The 22,896-nt window shown below is 33.2% G+C and carries 21 protein-coding genes; 8 read left to right on the forward strand and 13 right to left on the reverse strand.

The features are described from left to right. Positions 1-26: 26 nt before the first annotated feature. Together pheA and mutY are read left to right on the forward strand one after the other, a co-directional pair. Positions 27-1,178 (forward strand): bifunctional chorismate mutase/prephenate dehydratase, encoded by a 1,152-nt coding sequence (pheA, locus tag ACGH49_RS02065; protein ID WP_411588054.1) that lies wholly within the window; start codon positions 27-29, stop codon positions 1,176-1,178. 5 nt (positions 1,179-1,183) lie between these two features. Beyond that, positions 1,184-2,224: an A/G-specific adenine glycosylase gene (mutY, locus tag ACGH49_RS02070; RefSeq protein WP_296317630.1), complete on the forward strand. Its 1,041-nt coding sequence runs from the start codon at positions 1,184-1,186 to the stop codon at positions 2,222-2,224. A gap of 241 nt (positions 2,225-2,465) precedes the next feature. Here mutY and ACGH49_RS02075 read toward each other — a convergent pair whose 3' ends face one another. After that, on the reverse strand, positions 2,466-3,650 hold the full coding sequence (locus ACGH49_RS02075) for an FAD-dependent monooxygenase (protein ID WP_411588055.1): 1,185 nt from the start codon (positions 3,648-3,650) through the stop codon (positions 2,466-2,468). Positions 3,651-3,665: 15 nt separating this feature from the next. After that, positions 3,666-3,845, reverse strand: a complete 180-nt coding sequence (locus ACGH49_RS02080) for a Sec-independent protein translocase subunit TatA (protein WP_034909727.1) — start codon at positions 3,843-3,845, stop codon at positions 3,666-3,668. Between the two features lie 621 nt (positions 3,846-4,466). Here ACGH49_RS02080 and ACGH49_RS02085 point away from each other — a divergent pair. Both ACGH49_RS02085 and ACGH49_RS02090 read left to right on the forward strand, forming a co-directional pair. Next, positions 4,467-5,156 (forward strand): helix-turn-helix transcriptional regulator, encoded by a 690-nt coding sequence (locus tag ACGH49_RS02085; protein WP_296208013.1) that lies wholly within the window; start codon positions 4,467-4,469, stop codon positions 5,154-5,156. A 238-nt stretch (positions 5,157-5,394) separates the two neighbouring features. Next, positions 5,395-7,230: an ABC transporter ATP-binding protein gene (locus ACGH49_RS02090; RefSeq protein WP_411588056.1), complete on the forward strand. Its 1,836-nt coding sequence runs from the start codon at positions 5,395-5,397 to the stop codon at positions 7,228-7,230. 65 nt (positions 7,231-7,295) lie between these two features. Here ACGH49_RS02090 and dacB read toward each other — a convergent pair whose 3' ends face one another. Then, positions 7,296-8,732, reverse strand: coding sequence for a serine-type D-Ala-D-Ala carboxypeptidase (gene dacB, locus ACGH49_RS02095; RefSeq protein WP_411588057.1), 1,437 nt, complete (start codon positions 8,730-8,732; stop codon positions 7,296-7,298). A gap of 178 nt (positions 8,733-8,910) precedes the next feature. Here dacB and ACGH49_RS02100 point away from each other — a divergent pair, with 178 nt between their 5' ends. Beyond that, on the forward strand, positions 8,911-9,924 hold the full coding sequence (locus ACGH49_RS02100) for a TerC/Alx family metal homeostasis membrane protein (protein WP_411588058.1): 1,014 nt from the start codon (positions 8,911-8,913) through the stop codon (positions 9,922-9,924). A gap of 49 nt (positions 9,925-9,973) precedes the next feature. Here ACGH49_RS02100 and cycA read toward each other — a convergent pair whose 3' ends face one another. After that, positions 9,974-11,374 (reverse strand): D-serine/D-alanine/glycine transporter, encoded by a 1,401-nt coding sequence (gene cycA / locus ACGH49_RS02105; protein WP_411588174.1) that lies wholly within the window; start codon positions 11,372-11,374, stop codon positions 9,974-9,976. Positions 11,375-11,545: 171 nt separating this feature from the next. Between cycA and mltA the strand changes: the two genes are divergently transcribed. From mltA to asmA, 3 genes are all read left to right on the forward strand, one after another. Continuing rightward, complete coding sequence (mltA, locus tag ACGH49_RS02110; RefSeq protein WP_296208018.1) at positions 11,546-12,637, forward strand: murein transglycosylase A; 1,092 nt, start codon at positions 11,546-11,548, stop codon at positions 12,635-12,637. A 70-nt stretch (positions 12,638-12,707) separates the two neighbouring features. Further along, positions 12,708-13,289 (forward strand): dCTP deaminase, encoded by a 582-nt coding sequence (dcd, locus tag ACGH49_RS02115; protein ID WP_296208020.1) that lies wholly within the window; start codon positions 12,708-12,710, stop codon positions 13,287-13,289. Positions 13,290-13,321: 32 nt separating this feature from the next. Continuing rightward, the gene (asmA, locus tag ACGH49_RS02120) at positions 13,322-15,202 is read left to right on the forward strand and encodes an outer membrane assembly protein AsmA (protein ID WP_296208022.1); all 1,881 of its coding nucleotides are present in this window, start codon (positions 13,322-13,324) and stop codon (positions 15,200-15,202) included. A gap of 63 nt (positions 15,203-15,265) precedes the next feature. Here the strand turns inward: asmA and hslU are convergent, their stop codons facing one another. From hslU to ACGH49_RS02165, 9 genes are all read right to left on the reverse strand, one after another. Continuing rightward, complete coding sequence (gene hslU, locus ACGH49_RS02125) at positions 15,266-16,591, reverse strand: HslU--HslV peptidase ATPase subunit (protein WP_065608167.1); 1,326 nt, start codon at positions 16,589-16,591, stop codon at positions 15,266-15,268. A 23-nt stretch (positions 16,592-16,614) separates the two neighbouring features. Beyond that, entirely contained in the window at positions 16,615-17,142 is a 528-nt protein-coding gene (gene hslV / locus ACGH49_RS02130) for an ATP-dependent protease subunit HslV (RefSeq protein WP_025316169.1), read from the reverse strand. Between the two features lie 151 nt (positions 17,143-17,293). Continuing rightward, a complete protein-coding gene (tolA, locus tag ACGH49_RS02135) occupies positions 17,294-18,307 on the reverse strand; it encodes a cell envelope integrity protein TolA (RefSeq protein WP_411588059.1) in 1,014 nt (337 codons plus the stop codon). Positions 18,308-18,325: 18 nt separating this feature from the next. Beyond that, the gene (gene tolR, locus ACGH49_RS02140; RefSeq protein ID WP_411588060.1) at positions 18,326-18,751 is read right to left on the reverse strand and encodes a colicin uptake protein TolR; all 426 of its coding nucleotides are present in this window, start codon (positions 18,749-18,751) and stop codon (positions 18,326-18,328) included. A gap of 2 nt (positions 18,752-18,753) precedes the next feature. Then, a complete protein-coding gene (tolQ, locus tag ACGH49_RS02145; protein ID WP_065608171.1) occupies positions 18,754-19,434 on the reverse strand; it encodes a protein TolQ in 681 nt (226 codons plus the stop codon). Continuing rightward, positions 19,435-19,830 (reverse strand): tol-pal system-associated acyl-CoA thioesterase, encoded by a 396-nt coding sequence (gene ybgC / locus ACGH49_RS02150; RefSeq protein ID WP_411588061.1) that lies wholly within the window; start codon positions 19,828-19,830, stop codon positions 19,435-19,437. A gap of 174 nt (positions 19,831-20,004) precedes the next feature. After that, the gene (locus ACGH49_RS02155) at positions 20,005-20,112 is read right to left on the reverse strand and encodes a cytochrome bd oxidase small subunit, CydX/CbdX family (protein WP_141674050.1); all 108 of its coding nucleotides are present in this window, start codon (positions 20,110-20,112) and stop codon (positions 20,005-20,007) included. Between the two features lie 9 nt (positions 20,113-20,121). Next, on the reverse strand, positions 20,122-21,258 hold the full coding sequence (gene cydB / locus ACGH49_RS02160; RefSeq protein ID WP_411588063.1) for a cytochrome d ubiquinol oxidase subunit II: 1,137 nt from the start codon (positions 21,256-21,258) through the stop codon (positions 20,122-20,124). A 19-nt stretch (positions 21,259-21,277) separates the two neighbouring features. Next, positions 21,278-22,849, reverse strand: a complete 1,572-nt coding sequence (locus ACGH49_RS02165; RefSeq protein WP_296208032.1) for a cytochrome ubiquinol oxidase subunit I — start codon at positions 22,847-22,849, stop codon at positions 21,278-21,280. Positions 22,850-22,896 lie beyond the last annotated feature (47 nt).

Here is a 22,896-nt window from a genome sequence, read left to right on the forward strand (position 1 = left end):
TATCTTTTTTAAATAACTAATAAAAAATGGCTACAAATCCTTTATTATCTTTGCGAAATAAAATTAATAAATTAGATAAAAAATTGTTAGAGCTTATTGCCCAGAGGCGTCAACTTTCAACACAAGTAATTCATACGAAAATTGAAGCAAACATTCCTGTGCGTGATATTGATCGTGAGCGTTCACTTATCAGAACCTTAATCAATGAAGGCAAAGACTATCATCTCGATGATATTTTCATTAAACGCTTATATCAATTAATTATTGAAGATTCTGTACTATTACAACAAAAAATCTTGCAAGAAAAGCTTAATCTCAGCACAATCACCACAGCCAAAGTTGCCTTTTTAGGCCCCAAAGGATCTTATTCGCATTCTGCTGCTCGCCGCTATGCTAGCACTCACTTAGATGAAATGATTGAATTAAGCTGTTCAACCTTTAAAGAGATTTTTGAACAAGTCGAAAATAGTGCCGTAGATTATGGTATTTTACCAATAGAAAATTCAAGTTCTGGCTCAATTAATGAAGTTTATGATTTATTGCAAAAAACTAATCTACATATTATTGGCGAGCTCTCTTTACCTATTGATCATTGTGTTCTTGCTATACAAAATTCACAGCTAGAGCAAATCGATACTATTTATAGCCATCCACAACCATTCCAGCAATGTAGTAATTTCTTAGAGAACTATCCTCATTGGAAAATCATATACTGCGATAGTACTTCATCAGCAATGGAAACTGTAGCTAAATTGAATCAACCTAATGTTGCAGCTATGGGTAATAAAGATGGTGGTGAATTATATGGGCTACAAGTCCTTGAACATAATTTTGCTAATCAAAAAGAAAACATTACTCGTTTTATTGTGTTAGCTCGTCAGCCAATAGAAGTATCTGCTCAAATCCCAGCTAAAACCACAATTCTCATGAAAACAGGTCAGCAAGCAGGTGCTTTAGTTGATGCGCTATCGGTATTACGTAACCATAACATTGTTATGACTAAACTTGAATCACGACCAATTCATGGTACGCCTTGGGAAGAGATGTTTTATATCGATTTGCAAGGTAACATTCATTCTTATGAAATGCAAACAGCTCTCAAAGAATTGGCATCAATGACTTTATATACTAAGGTACTAGGGTGCTATCCTAGTGATTCTATTGTTGCTGCAATGTAATGGCTATGACAATACAATACTTTTCGCAAGCTGTCCTGACGTGGTATGAACAATATGGCAGAAAATCGCTACCATGGCAGGTCGAAAAAAGCTCTTATCATGTTTGGTTGTCTGAAGTGATGCTACAGCAAACCCAAGTTGCAACGGTTATTCCTTACTTTAACCGTTTTATTGAGCACTTCCCACAAATAACAGATTTAGCAAAAGCGCCAATTGATGATGTATTGCATCTTTGGACAGGACTTGGTTATTATGCAAGAGCACGTAATTTACATAAAGCAGCGCAATTAATTGTGGATAAATTTAATGGCATGTTCCCTACAAAGTTCGATGATGTCGTCGCACTTCCAGGCATAGGACGCTCAACAGCTGGTGCAATTTTATCTCTTGCACAAAATCAACATTATCCAATTTTAGATGGCAACGTAAAACGTGTTTTAACCCGATATTTTGCTGTTGAAGGTTGGCCTGGTATTAAAACTGTCGAAAATAAACTTTGGCAATTAAGTGCACAAGTCACACCGAAACATAAGGTAGCAAAATTTAATCAAGCTATGATGGATATTGGGGCTATGGTTTGCACACGCACTAAACCTAAATGCTCCTTATGCCCATTGCAAACCCATTGTCTAGCATATAAAACCGAAAGCTGGCAACTCTATCCCACAAAAAAAACTAAAAAAGCCATTCCCAAAAAAACAGCCTATTTTTTAATGCTGGAATATGATCATACAATTTGGCTTGAAAAAAGGCCTCCGTCTGGTATTTGGGGAGGATTGTATTGTTTTCCTCAATTTTCAAGTAAACAAGCAATAACTGACTGGTTAAAAAAACAAGGTATCGAAACAACAGCACCAAAGCAACTTGTTGCATTTCGCCACACATTTAGTCATTTTCACTTAGATATCTTTCCTATTTATTGTGTCATTACCAAGTATACAAAAGGTTTTAATGAACATAGTGGCTATTGGTATAAACTAAAATCTAACAACGCAAAAATAGGTCTTGCTACCCCTGTTTATAACTTATTAAAACAAACAATTTAATCACGATTTATTATCAATATTGGTGCACTTTTTAGTGCATCATTATTATTCTTGTTTAACTATAATTTGCTAAGCACATTAGATCATACGGCTTTAGTTCAGTTTACTTATTTTATGGTTGGATTGTTATTTCTGGAATAGATTCTTAATTTATTAAGTATCATAATTGATTTTTATACTGAAACACATACTTACCTGAAAGTTTTTGACAGACACAATAATAACTAGATATAAGTTTAAATTAAATATGCATAGCATATTTAATCAGTTGCTTTTTTAATAGCTGACTATTATCAATAACATTCATACCAATTGTTCTTAACGTCTTTTTCAACAAATTATCACCATTAAACATATCTTGAATAGTTTGCATGGCCGTGAGCATAACTAACGCATCTTTGCGACGATTAAACTCAAATGATTTTAAATTTTTTACAAGCCCAATATCTTTATTAGTTTCGATTAATTGTTTAATGGTTGAAACTAATAAAGCAGAATCTTGAAAACCTAAATTTACCCCTTGTCCTGCTAAAGGGTGAATAGTATGAGCAGCATCGCCAATAAGTACTAACCGATGCTTAATAAATTGTTTAGCAAATCGCGCTTTTAATGGGAATACCATTCTAGGGTTAATTAACTGGCATTTACCGACTTTATCACCAGTCAACCGAAATAATTCGTTCGAAAATTCTGATTCAGAAAGTGAAGTTAAAGTTGACGCATTATCTGGTTTTGTCGACCAAACTAAACAACTTTTATTTACATTCCAAAGAGGAAGAAAAGCAATAATTCCATTGGGGTAAAACACTTGTCTAGCACAGGATTGATGAGGATATTCAGTTTGAACAGTTGTAATCACAGCATGATGAAGATAATCACGCTCAAGAACAGAAATATTTTCACTCCTACGCACCCAAGAATGAGCACCATCAGCCCCTATCATTAATTTAGCTTGTAAAACAGCTTTATTTGCAAGTGTCAAAAAGACAAAATCATCATTAAATGTACAATCAACTGCTTCATGGCTATAAATTTTAATATTCGAACAGTTTAAGGCAAACTGGTAAAGATAATGAGAAATGACATTATTTTCAATTATGTATCCAAGATTAGAATAACCGTAATCTTTGGCTTGGGCAGACAAATGAGCTTGACCATTTTTTTCCCATACACCTATCTCAGTAAATTCCTGTACACGGTTGCTATTGCATAAATCATCCCATATACCAATTTTTGAAAAGTAGCGCTGGCTAGCGCCATTAATAGCAGAAGCTCTAATACACATTTCAGCATGTGGCAAGAATTCATGCTGACAAATTTTAGTATCTATAATCGCAATGTTTAAATCACATTGGCTAAGTGCACAAGCAGTGGCTAAACCAATTAATCCACCACCAACAATTACTACATCAAATTGTAAATTCATACTAAATAAGTGCAACTATTTATTATCATCTAACTTATTATCACTTTTTGATTCAACTTCGTCATCATTCATCGCTTTTTTAAAGCCCTTTAATGCTAAACCAAGGTCTGAACCTAAATTGCGTAATTTCTTAGTGCCAAATAATAAAATTACCACGGCAAGAAACACTAAAAGGTGTGGAATACTAAAAGACATAATTAAATCCTCTCAACAAATATAACGCTCGGTTAAGATAAGCTTTAAAACAGATTTTACGGATGCTGATTATACTCTTTTTGTGAAGGAATTTCATGAATAGTTCAAGGATAAAAAAAGACCTGTATAAAACTATACAGGCCAACATGAAATATAAGGAATATAAGGAAAGAAAACAATGAAAAATCCTTACCCTGCTTATTATCCATTTTTTTTCGCTTTCGTCAACGTTTTTATTTGTTTTTAAGCTTATTTGATTATTATACAAAAAAAATACAAATTAAATAAAAACATATAATTATACAAAATCACACACCTAAAAAACATTTGATAAATATCAAATATTCTATAGAAAAGTATTTTTTATCACAAAAAAAAAGATTTTCAAAGAAAAACACGAACAACTAAACAGAAAAACAAAAACAATGATTTATCAAAAAAACCCATCATTTATTCATAAAAAAAAAGAAAAACAAGATAAAAACAAAAATATACAATCAAAAAAACGAATAAACAAGGAAATAAAAATAATTTAATGAATTTCCACGTCATTAACCTATACAAAAACATAAAAAAATGCATTATAATTAATAAACTTATGCAAGAAATAATGGATCAAAAATGAATACAATTAAAAATAATAATATTAAGACTTTTAAAGATAGACTATATAGCTCAATGCAAGGTTTATCTGTATCAGCCTTCGCTAAAAAATGTGATATGTCAGAAACAGTAATCCGAGATTATTTATCAGGTAAAACATATCCATCACTTACACGTTTAGAAGTCATTGCTGAAAAATGTAATGTTTCTTTTAACTGGCTTGCTACTGGACATAAATTAGAAGTATTAGACCCTAAAGACAGCGAAGAAGTGTATAACGAAAATATTTATCGTATCCCCGTATATAAAAAACAGTTACCAACAAAAGAAGAAGCGCAAAAAGAGCGTTTTGTTAGGGAAACGCCTCCGGTAATGAATTATCCTATTATTGAAGGTTGGGTTAAGCATCGAGGTTTGGATGCTAAAAAATTAATTATATACTGGGCTAAAGGTGATTTAATGTCGCCAGAAATCAAAAATAATAATGGATTAATTCTTAATACAGAAATAAATGAGATTATTGATGGCGCAATTTACCTAATTGAATATGAAGATATTACCTTTTTGAGAAAGATTCGTTTAACTCTCAATGGATGGTTGTTAATCTGCAATAATAACCAATATCCTACTATTGAAGTACCTAAAGCAGACTTTCAGAAATATCATATTGTTGGGCGAGTTGTACTTATTATTAAAGATATATTTTAAGACCAGTAATGGCTATATGTCAGCTTTCAAAATATAATCATAAATAGAGGAAATATTAAACATTTTTATTTCCTCTTCATTTTTTTAATATGTATAATATCGTAACAATTTTAGATATATATCTAAAATTTCATGTGACAAATTAATGCATAGATAATTTACATCTATTTGCACTACCCTCTTTTTATATCATTAATTATATTATCAATAGAAAACTTTATTATTTATCAGGCCGAATATGTATCGATTTTTTGAAAAATTAGTATCACCTTATCCAAAAGCTGAATCTCAATGTATGCCTAAAAATTTTTTTAATTTCATATGGCAATCAACTAAAGGAACTCGCTTATTTCTACTATTATTAATTATTCTTAGTGCATTCGCTGGCGCTTTTGAAGCTTTTTTATACGCAGCTCTTGGTAGAGTTATTGATTGGCTTGCAGCTGTTGAACCTAGCAAATTTTGGCAACAAGAAAAAACAACATTAGTAATATTAGCTTTAATCATCATAGCAAGTACAATTATTATTGGATTACAAACTATTATTAAACATCAATGCTTAGCCGGCAATTTCCCAATGCGAATGCGCTGGAACCTTCATCGATTGGTACTCAATCAAAGCATGCGTTTTTTCCAAGATGAATTTGCCGGTAGAATATCAGCCAAAGTCATGCAAACAGCGCTTGCAGTTCGTGATACTTGCTTTTTAGTGACGGAGATTTTTATCTATGTCTTTATATCGTTTATTACTATGGCAACAATCATCGGACAATTAGATCTTTGGTTATTAATCCCATTTATGAGCTGGTGTCTAATTTATGGTATTGCCATGTATTATTTTATTCCTCGTCTAAGTAAAGTTGCTAGCATGCAAGCTGATGCTCGTTCTACGATGACAGGAAGAGTAACCGATGCCTATACCAATATCATAACCGTAAAACTTTTTTCACATGCTGGCAATGAAGCAAAATATGCTAAAGAATCAATGGATGAATTTTTAGTCACTGTCAATAAACAAATGCGCTTAGTCAGTAGCTTTGAAATTGTTAACCATTTAATGTCTATTTTGTTGATACTAAGCACAACAGGTATTGCCTTATGGCTATGGAGCAATCAATTAATTGGTGTTGGTGCAATTGCAACAACAACCGCTGTAGCGCTTCGATTAAACGGTTTTTCACATTGGATTATGTGGGAATTGGCAGCCTTGTTTGAAAATATTGGTATAGTTAAAGATGGAATTAACACTTTTTCAGCCACTAAAACAGTTATTGATCAACCTAATGCAACATCACTTCGTGTTACGCAAGGTAAAATCGAATTTAAACACATCCATTTTACTTATGATAAAAAACAACACAATTCAATTATTGAAGATTTAAATTTAACAATCAAACCTGGTGAAAAGATTGGTTTGGTTGGTCGTTCTGGAGCTGGAAAATCAACGCTTATTAATTTATTACTTCGTTTTTACGATTTACAAAGTGGAAAAATTGTTATTGATGGACAAGATATTACTGCCGTTAATCAAGAAAGCTTACGCTCACAAATCGGTATGGTTACACAAGATACTTCATTATTGCATCGCTCAGTACGAGAAAACTTACTTTACGGTAACAACAATGCTTCTGAAGAAGATATGATAAAAGCTGCCCAAAGGGCTCATGCTGATAACTTTATTCAAACACTCGTTGATACAAGAGGTAAAAAAGGATACGACGCTTTTGTTGGTGAGCGAGGTATTAAATTATCTGGAGGACAAAGGCAACGTATTGCCATTGCTCGCGTCATTCTAAAAAATGCCCCTATTTTATTATTAGATGAAGCAACAAGTGCATTGGACTCTGAAATTGAACAAGCAATTCAAGAAAGCCTATACACTTTAATGGAAGGCAAAACCGTTATTGCTATTGCCCATCGATTATCAACAATCGCAGCAATGGATAGACTCGTGGTACTTGATCAAGGTAAAATCATCGAACAAGGGACTCATCAAGAATTACTGAACAAGAATGGTTTATATGCACAGCTTTGGAAACATCAGAGTTGTGGCTTTTTAGCCGATAATATTTAATTTGCAAAAAAATGTCGGGACTCATATAACTAAAAATAAAATATATGTGTCCTGACTACACTTTATTAATTAATAAAATTTTTATAGAATTCCGATTCAAATCGCATGACCGCACTATTTTTAGGCTCTCCCTTATTATCAGCTTGGTATCCCGATAATAGCTGCACAAATGCAACGTATCCTCCATCAGACTTTTGGATAAATCCAGCTAAGTTATAGCAACCTTGGATATAACCTGTTTTGGCTCTTATCGTCTCTTTAAAAGGTGCTTGATTAAAACTTTTTCGATTCTGCAAAGTACCGTCAACACCTGCAATTGGTAACATTTCAATCATTTTTAATTTTGTATTATTGGCTGCAATATATTGTAGAATTTCCATTAACTTATCAGCACTAACCAAGTTTAATCTAGATAATCCAGAACCATCAGCAATAACTAAATTTTCTAGATTTATACCTGCTTTTTTGCGTAAAATTTGCTTAACAGCATCACCACCATTACGCCATGTACCTTGAACATTATAATAATGAGCGCCTAAAGTTCTAAATATAGCATCTGCATATAAATTATTTGATTTTTTAAGCATAATTGTTAACAGTTCAGAAAGTGGAGCGGATTGACTAGAGGATAATAATGACAACTGAGCATTAGTCCTTTGGTTACGTTCAATAAATGATCCGGTATACGTTATTTCTTTTTGTTTAAGCTCATTTTTCAAAATTTTTGAAAAATATTCAACACTATCTATTACTGCAAATTTTAATGGCGTTTTATCCGCACTTACAGCAATGCATCCTGATAGATGGTAATGGTTTTTATCTGAATAGCTTACATCTAATTCACAATATTTATCATTTAAATCTTTACTATTAGCTGCAATCGTTCTGACATCACCTGTAAACATAATAGGAATGTTAGAAGAGACCGAAACAGAGGCTTTGGAACCGACCTTACCTGGAGTTATTATTGCATTAAAACAGTTATCTTCAATAATAGCAGCAGATGGCGGAGCACTATAACATGCAGTTAAGTTATTCCAAGACCAGCCAGATGCTTTATCATGACTTGTAAAGATTGAAGTATCTAAAATTATATTCCCTGAAATTTTTTCAATACCTTTTTGCTGCAAGGCTGCAATCATACTTTTTAATCGTTCACGAGTTAAAGTTGGGTCTCCACTTAATTGAATAATAAGATCACCATTTAACTGTTTATTACTTATTGAACCATTAGTTTGTATACGAGTTATAAATCGAAAATCGCTCCCTAGTTCAAGCTGAGCAGCTAACGCAGTTATCACTTTTTGAATACTTGCAGGCTGTTTGAACTGATCACTTTTATATTTTGCTAATGTTTTAGGATTACTCCCAACAGATTGAACCAAAACGGATAAATCACTTCCTTTAGATAAAGAAGATATATAGGGCTCGACTGGTTGTGCATTTAATAATCCTGAAATAAAAGGAAGAAAAAAGAAAATAATTATCCTAAATTTTGTCATAAATATTGGCTCAAAATATTATTAAACTAAAACAGTTAAATAAGATTTGCAAATATAACTTTTTTTGATTTTGCTAGCAATATATACTCTATTACTTTTATAAGTATTAATTACGGTTAAATTTGATAGACCCACTATTCAATTTATCTAATATCAATTAAAACTAGAAGAAATAAATATGATTAAAAGTTCATTAGGGTTTCCAATAGAAACCATGTTGGTATTTGTTGTGCTAGCCATAGCTGCAATTATTATTGATTTATATGCCCATCATAACAATAAGCTTATTAGTTTAAAAAATGCCATTATTTGGTCACTTTTTTGGATAATTATTGCATTGGGGTTTGCACTATTTTTATACATTCATCATGGCGCAGCCATAGCCAGCTTATTTATTGCTGGCTATGTCCTTGAAAAAGCATTATCTGTCGATAATTTGTTTGTTATTATGGCTATTTTTTCGTGGTTTTCAGTACCCAATAATTATCGTCATGGCTTACTTTATTGGGGAGTTATTGGTGCTATTATATTCCGCGCCATATTTGTTGTAATTGGAACAAATTTGTTATATTTAGGTCCTTGGATGGAGTTAATTTTTTCAATATTGATTGCTTGTACTGGAATAATAATGCTAAAAAATCAAGATAATAACCAAGACATAAAGGATTATTCAAATCACTTAACTTTTCGCATCGCCAAACGTATTTTTCCATCTTACCCTAAAATTGTCGGTCATCACATTTTATTGACCAAAAAACAACTTGATATAGAACTAGCAAAACCTGAGAACGGCAATTTAGTTGGTAAAATACCTAAAAGTATTTTTTATGCTACACCGCTGTTTTCATGTATTGTTGTAATTGAACTAAGTGACGTTATGTTTGCTTTTGATTCGGTTCCTGCTGTGATCGCTGTAAGCCAAGAACCGTTAATCGTTTATAGCTCGATGATTTTTGCTATTTTAGGCCTTAGGACTATGTATTTTATTTTACAAGCCATGAAACAGTATTTAGTTCACCTTGATAAAGCGATTATTTGTTTACTCTTTTTTATTGCTGGGAAATTAGCTTTAAATGCAAGTAATCACTTATTTGGATATGGTGTTGATATAAATCCAATCACCAACCTTTATATCGTTTTAGGCATACTAGCTTTGGGCATTCTTACTAGTATCATCTTCCGAAAAAAATAAAGTCTATAGAATAATATTGGCAGGTTTTCCTGCCATTTTTAGCATAAATTTATTGGCGTTTTAAAGATCGAATAAAATAGCTTACACCTAAAATAGCAAACCAAATAGGTGTTGCCACTAATGCCTGACGGGTATCCACCTCAAAAGTAAGTAATACAATCACGAAAGCAAAAAAAGCCAAACAAACGCAGCACATAAAAATACCACCTGGCATTTTAAATTGAGATTGTTCATGTAAGTTTATTTTTTTGCGACGATAAGCAATATAAGAAATAAGAATCATCGACCAAATAAACATAAATAAAATAGCCGAAATTGTAGTTACTATAGTAAAAGCTTCCATGACATTAGGCACTAAATAAATCAAAACAACTCCACCAAATAAACATGTGCACGAAAATAATAATCCATTAGCTGGTACTGAGCGACTTGATAATTTACCAAACGGTTCTGGAGCATCTTGTTTTTTGGCAAGTCCAAATAGCATCCTACTTGTTGAGTAAATACCACTATTAGCTGATGATGCTGCTGAGGTTAATACTACAAAATTAATAATACTTGCAGCAGCGGGTAAGCCAATTAAAGTAAATAATTCTACAAAGGGACTTTTGTTTGGAGAAATAAACATCCATGGCGTTACACTCATAATGATGATTAAAGCAAAAACATAGAAAAAGATGATACGCGCAGGCACTGAATTAATTGCACGAGGCAAATTTTTGCACGGATCAACGGTTTCTGCTGCAGTTGTGCCAACTAACTCAATCCCAACAAAAGCAAAAATAGCAATTTGAAATCCAGCAAAAAAACCCATACTACCATGAGGGAAAACTCCCCCGTATTCCCACAAATTCGAAAATGCAGCTGTGGTACCCGTTTGTTCGGAATGAAAAGCTGTCAAAATGAGTACGATCCCAATTCCTATCAATGCTAAAATTGCAATAATCTTAATCATTGAAAACCAAAATTCTGTTTCACCAAACATTTTTACCGTTAATAAGTTTAGTGTTAAAAGTAAGGCAACTGTTAATAACATTGGTATCCATGACTGCAGTTGAGGAAACCAATGTTGCACATATCCAGCAATTGCAATAACGTCAGCAATCCCTGTAATAACCCAACAAAACCAATATGTCCAACCAGTGAAAAATCCAGCCCAAGGGCCTAAAAGATCGTTAGCAAAATCACTAAAAGATTTGTACTTCAAATTAGAAAGAAGGATTTCCCCCATCGCACGCATAACAAAAAAAAGGATAAAACCAATAATCATATAAACAAAAATAATAGAAGGACCAGCAAGACTAATTGTCTTTCCTGAACCCATAAATAAACCAGTCCCAATTGCCCCACTGATTGCAATTAATTGAATATGGCGATTAGAAAGATTCCGCTTTAGATCATTTTTTGAGGATGTAATGCTCATCGCTATTATTTCCTTTTCATTTTCTATATTTCTCGATTTTTTAATACACTAGGACTATAAAGTCTATAGAATAAAATCGCAAGTTGAATCGTTATGAAAACTTTTTATGGATTCATAATAATTATCTGTAGTTTCTTATAATAGAATTGTGTAGCATAACTAGCTATATTACTTAACTTATTATAATTATTTTCCAAGATGAAAGAAAAAGATCGTTATTACCGTTTTTATTTTTTAAGTATTTTACTTGTTTTATCTATTTTCGCTGATAGCCAATACAATACAAATAAACCAATTAATCAAGGCCAACAATATAAAGATGGAAAATTATCTTTACCGCTTAACATAAATCATCCTCAATTAAATATCCCTGTCAATGTATCAGACTACATTATCCAAATAGCTAAAATTAAATCGTCATCCCCTTCTTTATATAAAAAAAATGAACATATTTATAAAGCAATAAATGAGTGGATTAGTCGTTCTTTAATGGTTGATGAATTTTACAAGGTTGGACTGAACAGTTACGAAATGGTTGGTCAAGATGGATATGGCAATGTACATCTGACAGGCTACTATACTCCGATAATCAAAGCAAGGCATCAACCAACAGCAGAATTTAAATACCCTATTTATAAAATGCCAGTTATTAGTGACGAAGAACAACTGCCAAATCGTGAACAAATTTACAATGGAGCTCTTTCTGATAGAGGACTTGAAATTGCATACAGTAATTCCTTAATGGATAATTTTATTATGGAAGTACAAGGTAGTGCCTATATTGATTTTGAAGATGATTCACCTTTAGTTTTCTTCAGCTATGGAGGTAAAAATAATTATGGCTATTCCAGTATAGGAAGATTATTAGTAGAACAAGGCGAAATAGAAAAAGAAAAAATTTCTATACAAGCAATCAAAGATTGGGCGAAAAATAAACATGAAAATCAAGTTAAAGCTTTACTAATTCAAAATCGCTCATTTGTTTTTTTCAATCCACAATATGATGCAGAGGTTACAGGTGCTGCTGAAATACCTCTGGTTGCAAATGCATCAGTCGCATCAGATACATCAGTCATTCCTTTAGGATCTGTAGTATTAGTTGATGTACCGCTTCTTGAAGACGATGGACAATATCGAGGCAGACGAGAAACTCGACTTATGGTTGCACTTGATGTTGGTGGTGCTATAAAAGGTCAACATTTTGACCTTTATCTAGGAATTGGAGATAAAGCAGGAAAATTAGCCGGATACTATAACCATTATGGGCGTGCATGGGTACTACAACCTTAAACTACTAACATCGACGGGATTTAAAGAACCTGTTAGAATAAACCATTACAAGCTGAATTAAGGATAACTCATGAGATTATGTGACAGAGATATCGAAGCATATTTAAAAAATGGTAAATTAAAAATAACACCACAACCTGCAACAAGCTGTATTAATGGTGCGACTGTTGATGTTAGATTAGGTAATCAATTTCGTACTTTTCGAGAACATACCACACCTTATATAGATTTAAGTGGTCCAAAAGAAGAAGTATCTGCAGTATTGGAACGAGTGATGAGTGAAGAAATGGTATTACCTGAAGGTGACGCCTTTTACCTTCATCCTGGCGAATTAGCATTAGCTGTAACCTTAGAATCAGTCACTATTCCTGATGATTTAGTTGGCTGGTTAGATGGTCGTTCATCACTTGCTAGATTAGGCCTAATGGTTCACGTTACAGCTCATCGTATCGACCCCGGCTGGCAAGGACAAATTGTATTAGAATTTTATAATTCAGGGAAAATTCCATTAGCACTTAGGCCTGGAATGACAATTGGTGCGCTCAGTTTTGAAACGCTAAGTGGTCCTGCAGCAAGACCATATAATCGAAGACTAGATGCAAAATATAAAGATCAATATGGTGCCGTTGCTAGTCGTATTGATAAAGATTGAATAATTGATAACCATAACGAAGGAAAATTAATATGATCAAAAAAATATTGGTTATTCTATTTACCTTAATTTTAGTCATAACAATTAGTATTGTTTCACTGATTGTTTTTGTTGATCCCAACAACTTTCGTGGGTTTATTTCCGATACTGTTAAAGATAAAACAGGATATGAATTAACTATTGATGGAAATTTACGTTGGCATGTATGGCCGCAAGTGAGTATTTTAACTGATTCAATTAAGCTAACCGATACAGGCGCTTCAAAACCCCTTTTAACTGCAGATAATATGAGATTGGATGTTGAGTTACTACCTCTTTTCGCAAAAAAATTATCAGTTAAAAATGTTTTTATAAAATCAGCAATCATCAGTATCACCAATGAAAGTAAAGGTGATATTGCAAAAAATGGTGCAAAAACACCATATAATACGACTACAAATAAACCGACTGATTCTAAAGATCAAAAAATATCATCTAATTGGAAATTTAGCTTAAATAAATTTGAAGTTACTGATAGCACTATAGTATTACAAAATAAGGATGATTTAATTAATTTTAGAAATATTAATCTAGTGGTAGAACAAAATAGTGGGAAAAATATTTCCATCGATTTAAAAGGTAATATAGATAAAAATCAACAAGATCTATCTTATTTGGTACATGCATATGTCGATTTAAATCAATTTCCAGAACAAGCATTAATCGATTTAAAAAAATTAGATTTCATTTATAAAGGTGTCGACAATTCAACAAAAGAGCTAAAAGGTAATATTAGCGGTATATTTAACTACCAACACCCGCAAATGTTACTTAAAAGTCAAAATTTATCTTTTTCAATTAATGAAAATTATTTTACTGCCGCAATAAATGCCGATTTAGCAAATAAACCATATATAAATTTGCAGTTAAATTCAGATAAAATCGATCTTACTTCGTTCTTGAAAACAGGTGAAAATTTAAATAAAGAAGCCAGTCCTCAACAAACTTCACCAGTAGTGTCGAATGTCACAAAGACCAATAATGAATTAAACTTTCTAAATAGTTTTAATGCCAAAGCTAAATTAAATATTAAACAGATTAATGCTAACGAAATAACATTAAATAATATTAATATTGATATGGCCAATGAGGAAGGTATTACAATATTTAAAAATATTAACTTTGATTTTGCTAACGGACATATAGCTGCAACTGGTATAGCCAATGGTAAACAAAAAAATACACTAATGAAGCTTAATACCAAAATATCCAATGTTGATTTAAACACATTTTTTAATCAATTAAATATAGCACATGATCTAGAGGGTTTATTTAACGCTACTGGAGATTTAGAAAGCAACAGCTTATCTGGTTCAAAAATCTTAGCCAACTTGCAAGGAAATTTGAATATGGTAGTGACTAATGCAAGGCTAAATAATTTAAATATTCAAAAAATCATTCAAAATGCAGCAACTCAATATTCAAAGGATATCATGACTCCTGAGAATCAAAAAAAATATACTGAATTTCATAAAATTTTAGCTGTTGCTAACTTAAAGGAAGGTAATTTGCAATTGTCGACATTAAATGCTAATTCTGAAACTCTTGATATCGTTGATGGCTCAGGGCGAATTGGTTTTTTAAAACAAGATTTAGATGTTAATTTAAACTTAAAAATATTAGGTGGCTGGAACGGTAAAAGTGAAACAATTAGTAAACTACAAAAGCTAACAATACCACTACGTATTTATGGTCAATTTGCTAATCTTCATTATCAAATTGATATGAGTAAATTAATTACCGATGCACTAACCGATAAATTACAAGAACGTTTAGACAAACTCCGCGAAAAATTAAAAACTCATGACTCTAAAGATAATTCAAAGTCTAAATCAAAAGCTACAGATATCTTAGGAGATCTACTAAGAAAGTAACAATAAAAAAGGTGAAGTTGAGTAAATTTACCTTCACCTTTTCATGTTTATACGCTAAACTTTTTATAGAATAAACTTGCTTAGATCTTCATCTGCAACAAGCTTATCTAAATGATCGCTTACATATTTAGCATCAATAGTTACAGTTTCTCCACCGAGTTCACTAGCTTCGAATGAAACATCTTCCATCAAGCGTTCCAAAACAGTATGCAACCTGCGGGCACCAATATTTTCATTTTGCTCATTTACTTGCCATGCTGATTCCGCAATTTTACGAATACCATCCGAGGTAAAATCGATGTTAACTCCTTCAGTTGCCATTAGAGCTTTATACTGAACAGCTAATGAAGCGTTTGGTTCAGTTAAAATACGCTCAAAATCCTCACTTGTTAGAGCTTGTAATTCAACCCTAATTGGTAATCTACCCTGTAATTCAGGAATTAAATCAGATGGATTTGCTGTTTGGAAAGCACCAGACGCAATGAACAAGATATGATCCGTTTTAACAGAGCCATGTTTAGTCGACACAGTGCAACCTTCAACTAATGGTAAAAGATCTCGTTGTACTCCCTCACGTGAAACATCTGGTCCCGACGAATTACCACGTTTACAAACCTTATCTATTTCATCAATAAAAACAATACCATTTTGTTCTACAGCTTCAATCGCTTCATGTTTAAGATCATCATGATTAACCAATTTAGCCGCTTCTTCTTCAATGAGTTGTTTTAACGCATCTTTGATCTTCATTTTACGTGGCTTTGTTTTTTGTCCACCTAAATTTTGAAACATTGACTGTAATTGATTTGTCATCTCCTCCATACCTGGAGGAGCCATAATTTCAACACCAATATTAACACCAGCTAATTCGATTTCTATCTCTTTATCATCAAGTGAACCTTCACGTAATTTTTTGCGAAAAGCTTGTCTTGCTGTTGAATTATTATCTTCAACTTGACCCCACCCATCTTTCGCTGGCGGTACAAGTACATCCAAAATACGCTCTTCAGCTAATTCTTCAGCTCGATTACGATTGCGTTCAATCGCTTCTTGACGAATCATTTTTACTGCAGAGTCAGTTAAATCTCGAATAATTGAATCAACTTCTTTACCCACATAACCAACTTCGGTAAACTTAGTTGCTTCTACTTTAATAAACGGTGCATGTGCTAATTTTGCTAAACGCCTTGCAATTTCAGTTTTACCGACACCAGTTGGTCCAATCATAAGTATATTTTTGGGCGTAACTTCATGACGCAATGTTTCATCTAATTGCATACGGCGCCAGCGATTACGTAGTGCAATTGCAACAGAACGTTTCGCTTTTTCTTGCCCAATAATATGTTGATTCAGTTCGCTTACAATTTCACGAGGAGTCATTTCAGACATAATTAAATTTCTCTTAAATCAGATTAATAATTAAGTTCTTCGATTGTTTGGAAATTATTAGTGTAAACACAAATATCACCAGCAATCGATAATGATTTTTGCACAATATCATGTGCAGAAAGTGAGGTATTATCTAGTAGAGCTCTTGCTGCTGCTTGCGCATAAGGACCTCCAGAACCAATAGCAATTAAATCATCCTCTGGTTGGATAACATCACCAGTACCAGTAATAATCAGTGATGCACTTTCGTCAGCAACAGCAAGTAAAGCTTCTAATTTACGAAGCATTCTATCTGTTCGCCAATCTTTAGCAAGTTCAACAGCGGCTTTGGTTAAATGGCCTTGGTGCATCTCTAATTTTCGTTCAAACAGTTCAAATAATGTAAAAGCATCTGCAGTACCGCCAGCAAAACCTGCAATCACTTTGTTATTATATAAACGACGTACTTTACGGGCATTACCCTTCATAATAATACGTTCGCCTAACGTAACCTGTCCATCACCACCAATAACGACTTGCCCCTCACGACGGACACTGACAATTGTTGTCATATTCTGCTCCTTCTTTCACTTAAATAACTTAATTCGGAATGAATAGGCTATATATTGGGATGTTTAATGTAATTTCAACATTTTAATTTAGAGATATTGACAATTTATTTTGATTAATATTTTTCAGGAAATAAAGTTTTCCTGTATAAGACTATTTTGGTTGAAAATCAATTATCATTGTTTTTACTTGGTTATAAAATGAACTATTCGGCTTTGGAATTACAGCTTGTTTAGTTGCAGAAAGCGCTTCTCGGCATAATGAGCCATCACCACCTTTCGCACTAACATTAAGTAACAAGCCATCGGGTGCAATTTGAATTTCTAATACACAATTTCGACCACTATATAATTTATTAGGATTAATAAATTTATTGCTAATGGCATTTTGAACTAAGGATTTATATTTATCTATTTCCCCATCTGAAACACCTTTACGGCTAACTGTACCTCCTGATGGGCTAGACGTGCCTGATGTAAGCCCGCCTAGTAACTTATCAATTTCTTTATCTTTTTTTGCCTGCGCTGCTCTTTTTGCTTTCTCAGCTGCTTGTTTTTTTGCTTGCTCTTCTTTTTGTTTAGCTAATTCTGCTTGTTTTTTTTCATTTTCAATTCTTTGCTTTTCTAACAACTCTCGCTCAGCTTTTAATTTAGCTTCTTGCTCGGCCTGTTGTTTAGCTAATTCCGCTTGCTGTTGCTCTAAACGCTTTTTTTCGGCTTGTCTTTGTTGCTCTTCTAACTGTTCTTTAGCTTTACGCTCATCATCTTCTTTTTGTCTTGCAATCCGTGCAGCCTGTGCAGCTTCTGCTTCTTTCTTTTGTAGTTCTTCTACTTTTAAGCGCTCTTTTTCTAACTCTTTGAGTCGTTGCTGTTGAGCTAGTTGTTGTTCTTGTAGCGCCTGAGTCTGCTCATCTATTTGTTGCTGCCTTTGCTGTTCAGCTCGTTTTTGGCTAATCTGTGTTTTAAGTTGTCTTTCATATTGTTCGGCCATTACAGAAGAATCAACCATAATAGCATCAATAGAGTTACCATTAACGCGACCATAATTAATATCATTATTATACATAACTCGGTAACCCAAAATGATAATTAAAATTATATGCAATATAATGGATATTACAATAGCTATACTTAATTTAGAATTTGGCTTATAAGACATTGCTGACATATTGTTATATAATATTGTTTAAATTGGTTGAGTCATTAACCCTACAGACTTAACACCTGCAGATTGTAGTAAATTCAACGCTTTTATAATTTCTTCATATGGAACATCTTTAGCTCCACCAACTAAAAAAATAGCCTTTTCATTAAGCGACATCTGTTGCTTGACTTCTGCAATAATTTTTTCTTGTGGTAAATTGTCTTGACGATCCTGCTCAATGATCAGTGCATATACACCAACTCCAGATACTTCAATAATAATTGGTTTAGTTTCTGAAGACGAAACAGTTTTTGATTCCGATGCTTCAGGTAAATCAACTTCAACACTTTGGCTAATAATTGGTGCTGTTGCCATAAAAATAAGCACTAATACTAATAGTACATCAAGTAAAGGTACTATATTGATCTCAGATTTAGTCGAATAACGAGAACGTCTGCTTCTACTCATAATTATTTCCTAACAGCAACTGCTTGGCGTTGTAAAATTGCAGAAAATTCATCAATAAAGTTAAGATAGCTTTGTTCAATTCGACTCACACTCAATGATAAACGATTATAAGCAAGTACGGCAGGAATAGCAGCAAATAGACCAATTGCGGTTGCAATTAATGCTTCAGCAATCCCTGGCGCAACCATCTGTAACGTTGCCTGTTTAACTGCACCTAAAGAAATAAATGCATGCATAATCCCCCAAACAGTACCAAATAAGCCGATATATGGGCTAATAGAACCCACTGTACCCAAAAAAGGTATATGTAATTCTAGAACATCAAGCTCGCGATTCATAGCTAAACGCATAGAACGTGAAGCTCCATCTAAGGCTGATTCGGCCATATTTGGATTAATTTTGTACAGCCGTGAGAACTCTTTAAAACCTGAATAAAAAATATGTTCTGTACCGCTAATATCTTCTTTATAAAATTTCGCTTTATCAAATAAAACATTCAAATCATCAGCGGCCCAAAAGCTATTATCAAATTGCTCAACTTGCTTTTTAGCCTTACTTAAAATCTTAGTCCGTTGAAATATAATAGCCCATGATATAACAGAAAAAGCAAGTAACAATAACATAACACATTGCACTAACAAGCCCGCTTGCAAAAAAAGATTAATAATATTCAGATTTTCCACTTATATAAACTCCAAAACTAATAACTTAGGAAGCCCACAAGGCTTCATCTTAGTGACATCTACACAGGCAATAAGAACATCTGCCGTGCTAATAACTTGTTCATTTTGATTAAAAATAGTCTGTTTAAAAATAATAGACGCCTTGCGAACTTGAACAATCCTAGAACTAATAGTCAACATATCATCTAAACGAGCCGGAAAATGGTAGTTAATCTCAATCTTTTTGACCACAAAAGCAATATTTTCTTGTAATAACGTTTGTTGGCTAATGCCAACTTGTCTTAGTACTTCAGTCCTAGCTCTTTCAAAAAAGGCTAGATATCTAGCATGATAAACTACTCCGCCAGCATCTGTATCTTCATAATAAACTCTTGCACACCAATTGAATTGTTTCATATCCATATCGCACTAAATAAATTTGGTGCTATTATATCTGAATATAAATTTCGCTGCACTATGATATAAAAAAGAAAAAATGAAAACAATTATCATTTTCATTTTTTCTTAACAATTTACTTACTAACATAAAAGACAACTCTTGCCACCTTTAATATTAATTTTTAATTAATATTATTTGTTATAAGATTCTTTTTCGCTGTTTCTTTCAACTAACAAGCCGGTAACAACCGATAACATACATGCAGCAATAATTCCTATAAACCATAAAACGTAATACATAATATTTCCTTAGTAAAGAGAATGTTTATTATTTTCGATATGATTTTTATCCAATCTCCCAAACATTTTTATATAGGACCAAATGGTGTATAAAAGAATAATAGGTAAAAAAATAAGAACCACAATAAACATAATATTAAGTGTTAATTGACTTGAAGATGCATCCCATATAGTTAAACTAGCATCTGGCATAATGCTAGAAGGCATAATAAATGGGAATGTTGCAATACCATATGTAAATAAAACGCAGATAATTGTCAATGCTGATGAAATAAATACTAATGCATTTTTATTTAGACTAGAAAAAAGAATAGTCAATAATGGTAACACTATACCTAAAGTAGGAACTATCCATAAAATAGGATAATCCATGTAGTTGGCTAACCATGAAGAATCTGTAGAAACTTTTTTAGTCAATGGGTTAGATACAGCATTATAATCAATTACACTGGTAATTTCATAACCATGAATACCAAATGCAATCCAAACTCCAGCTAAAATAAATGCAATTAACATAACTAAACTGGCAATTTGTGTAGCCTTTCTAGCTCTTAAATAAAGTTCACCCGATGTTTTCATTTGTAACCATGCGCCACCATGAGCAACAAACAACATTAAGCTCACAACACCTGTTAATAGCGCAAAAGGATTAAGCAAACCAAAGAAGTTACCATCATAAAAAACACGATAAGAGTTATCAAATCTAAAAGGAATACCTTCTAATAAATTACCAAATGCTACACCGAAGACCAATGCAGGTACAAAGCTACCTGCAAAAATGCCACCATCCCATAAATTACGCCATTTAGAGTTTTCCAGTTTACTACGATAATCAAAACCAATTGGTCTAAAAAATAGTGCGCAAAGAACTAACATCATTGCAATATAAAAACCTGAAAATGACGCAGCGTATACCATTGGCCAAGCTGCAAATATTCCTGCACCAGCAGTGATTAACCAAACTTGGTTACCATCCCAGTGAGGAGCAATTGCATTAATCATAATACGACGTTCTGTATCAGTTTTACCAATAAACGGCAATAAGATACCGACCCCCATATCAAAACCATCTGTTACAACAAAACCAATTAAAACAATACTAATTAGTACCCACCAGATGACGCGTACAATTTCGTAATCAATCATTGTGTATACTCCCTATGCCCTATTCTGTTACCTGTTGCGTTTTTTCATAATGATAGTTGCCTGTACCCAAAGAACTCGGTCCTAAGCGAGCAAACTTAAACATTAAGAATAATTCAGCAATTAAGAACAGTGTATAAAGTCCACAAATAAGTACCATAGTGAATAACACTTCACCTGCTGTTAATGATGAATTTGCTACTCCAGTTGGTAAAATATCTTGAATTGCCCAAGGTTGGCGACCATACTCCGCAACAAACCAACCTGATTCACATGCTAACCAAGGAAATGGTAAAAAAAGAATTAATAAGCGGTGTAACCAAAGTTTTTCACCAATTTTATTTTTATAAGTTGTCCATAAAGCCAATCCAGTACCAAGAATCATTAACACGCCAAGACCGACCATAACTCTGAAAGCCCAAAACAGAGGCCACACGGTAGGGATAGAGTCTTCTGTCGCAGCTTTAATATGTTCTTCAGTCGCTTGAGGTATAGTCAAATTATCACGATCAGTAAAACGTTTAACTAAATAACCATAACCTAAATCAGATTTATTATCTTCAAAAGCTTTCAGTACTGTAGGATCTTGATTACCCTGATGGATTTTCTCCAAATTACTATAGGCTAATATTCCATTGCGAATCCTTGTTTCATTATTTGCTAAAATGTCTTTTAATCCTGTTACTTGAGTATCAAGTGAACGAGTGGTCATTATTCCCATAGCATACGGGATCTCTATTGCAAACAAGTTTTCTTTATTACTTTGAGATGGAAATGCAATAACATTGAATGATGCTGGGGCAGGTTGAGTTTCCCATTCAGCTTCAATTGCAGCAAGTTTAGCTGGCTGAACAGTTGTCATCTCATGACCTGCTTCATCGCCCATAATCGCCACAACAATCGATGTGATAAATCCAAATGTAGCCGCAATAGCGAAAGAGCGTTTAGCGAAAGCAACATCACGTTTTTTTAGCAAATAGTAAGAACTAATGCTTAAAATAAATATAGCTCCTGTCAGATAACCAGCTGCAACGGTATGAACAAATTTATATTGAGCAACTGTGTTAGTAATCAATTCATAAAAGTTAGCCATTTCCATGCGTGAATTAATAGGATTAAATTCAGAGCCTACTGGAAATTGCATCCAACCATTAGCAACTAAAATCCAAAGAGCTGAAAGGTTAGAACCAAATGCAACACACCAAGTCACCATTAAATGTTTAACCCGACTTAATCTATCCCAACCAAAAAAGAATAAACCTACCATGGTTGATTCTAAGAAGAATGCCATTAAACCTTCCATTGCCAACGGCGCACCAAAAATATCTCCCACATAATGTGAATAATAAGACCAGTTAGTGCCAAATTGAAATTCCATGGTTAAACCTGTTGCGACACCTACTGCAAAGTTGATACCAAACAGTTTACCCCAGAATTTTGTCATATCTTTCCAGATTTGCTTACCACTAATAACATATACAGTTTCCATAATTGCTAACATGAACGCCAATCCTAGCGTTAATGGAACAAAAATGAAATGATACATTGCAGTAAGAGCAAACTGGAGGCGTGAAAGTTCTACTATATCTAGCATAAACGCTCCCTAATTCTTAAATGCTCATAAATTTTTACGTTAATGAC

Origin of the sequence: Gilliamella sp. BG7, assembly GCF_046635565.1 — a bacterium.
GTDB lineage: Bacteria > Pseudomonadota > Gammaproteobacteria > Enterobacterales > Orbaceae > Gilliamella > Gilliamella apicola_P.

What these genes read in the sequence shown, in the direction of transcription:
- pheA (WP_411588054.1), top strand. Translation starts at nt 27, where the DNA reads ATGGCTACAAATCCTTTATTATCTTTGCGAAATAAAATTAATAAATTA.
- mutY (WP_296317630.1), top strand. Translation starts at nt 1,184, where the DNA reads ATGACAATACAATACTTTTCGCAAGCTGTCCTGACGTGGTATGAACAA.
- ACGH49_RS02075 (WP_411588055.1), bottom strand. Translation starts at nt 3,650, where the DNA reads ATGAATTTACAATTTGATGTAGTAATTGTTGGTGGTGGATTAATTGGT.
- ACGH49_RS02080 (WP_034909727.1), bottom strand. Translation starts at nt 3,845, where the DNA reads ATGTCTTTTAGTATTCCACACCTTTTAGTGTTTCTTGCCGTGGTAATT.
- ACGH49_RS02085 (WP_296208013.1), top strand. Translation starts at nt 4,467, where the DNA reads ATGAATACAATTAAAAATAATAATATTAAGACTTTTAAAGATAGACTA.
- ACGH49_RS02090 (WP_411588056.1), top strand. Translation starts at nt 5,395, where the DNA reads ATGTATCGATTTTTTGAAAAATTAGTATCACCTTATCCAAAAGCTGAA.
- dacB (WP_411588057.1), bottom strand. Translation starts at nt 8,732, where the DNA reads ATGACAAAATTTAGGATAATTATTTTCTTTTTTCTTCCTTTTATTTCA.
- ACGH49_RS02100 (WP_411588058.1), top strand. Translation starts at nt 8,911, where the DNA reads ATGATTAAAAGTTCATTAGGGTTTCCAATAGAAACCATGTTGGTATTT.
- mltA (WP_296208018.1), top strand. Translation starts at nt 11,546, where the DNA reads ATGAAAGAAAAAGATCGTTATTACCGTTTTTATTTTTTAAGTATTTTA.
- dcd (WP_296208020.1), top strand. Translation starts at nt 12,708, where the DNA reads ATGAGATTATGTGACAGAGATATCGAAGCATATTTAAAAAATGGTAAA.
- asmA (WP_296208022.1), top strand. Translation starts at nt 13,322, where the DNA reads ATGATCAAAAAAATATTGGTTATTCTATTTACCTTAATTTTAGTCATA.
- hslU (WP_065608167.1), bottom strand. Translation starts at nt 16,591, where the DNA reads ATGTCTGAAATGACTCCTCGTGAAATTGTAAGCGAACTGAATCAACAT.
- hslV (WP_025316169.1), bottom strand. Translation starts at nt 17,142, where the DNA reads ATGACAACAATTGTCAGTGTCCGTCGTGAGGGGCAAGTCGTTATTGGT.
- tolA (WP_411588059.1), bottom strand. Translation starts at nt 18,307, where the DNA reads ATGTCAGCAATGTCTTATAAGCCAAATTCTAAATTAAGTATAGCTATT.
- tolR (WP_411588060.1), bottom strand. Translation starts at nt 18,751, where the DNA reads ATGAGTAGAAGCAGACGTTCTCGTTATTCGACTAAATCTGAGATCAAT.
- ybgC (WP_411588061.1), bottom strand. Translation starts at nt 19,830, where the DNA reads ATGAAACAATTCAATTGGTGTGCAAGAGTTTATTATGAAGATACAGAT.
- ACGH49_RS02155 (WP_141674050.1), bottom strand. Translation starts at nt 20,112, where the DNA reads ATGTATTACGTTTTATGGTTTATAGGAATTATTGCTGCATGTATGTTA.
- cydB (WP_411588063.1), bottom strand. Translation starts at nt 21,258, where the DNA reads ATGATTGATTACGAAATTGTACGCGTCATCTGGTGGGTACTAATTAGT.
- ACGH49_RS02165 (WP_296208032.1), bottom strand. Translation starts at nt 22,849, where the DNA reads ATGCTAGATATAGTAGAACTTTCACGCCTCCAGTTTGCTCTTACTGCA.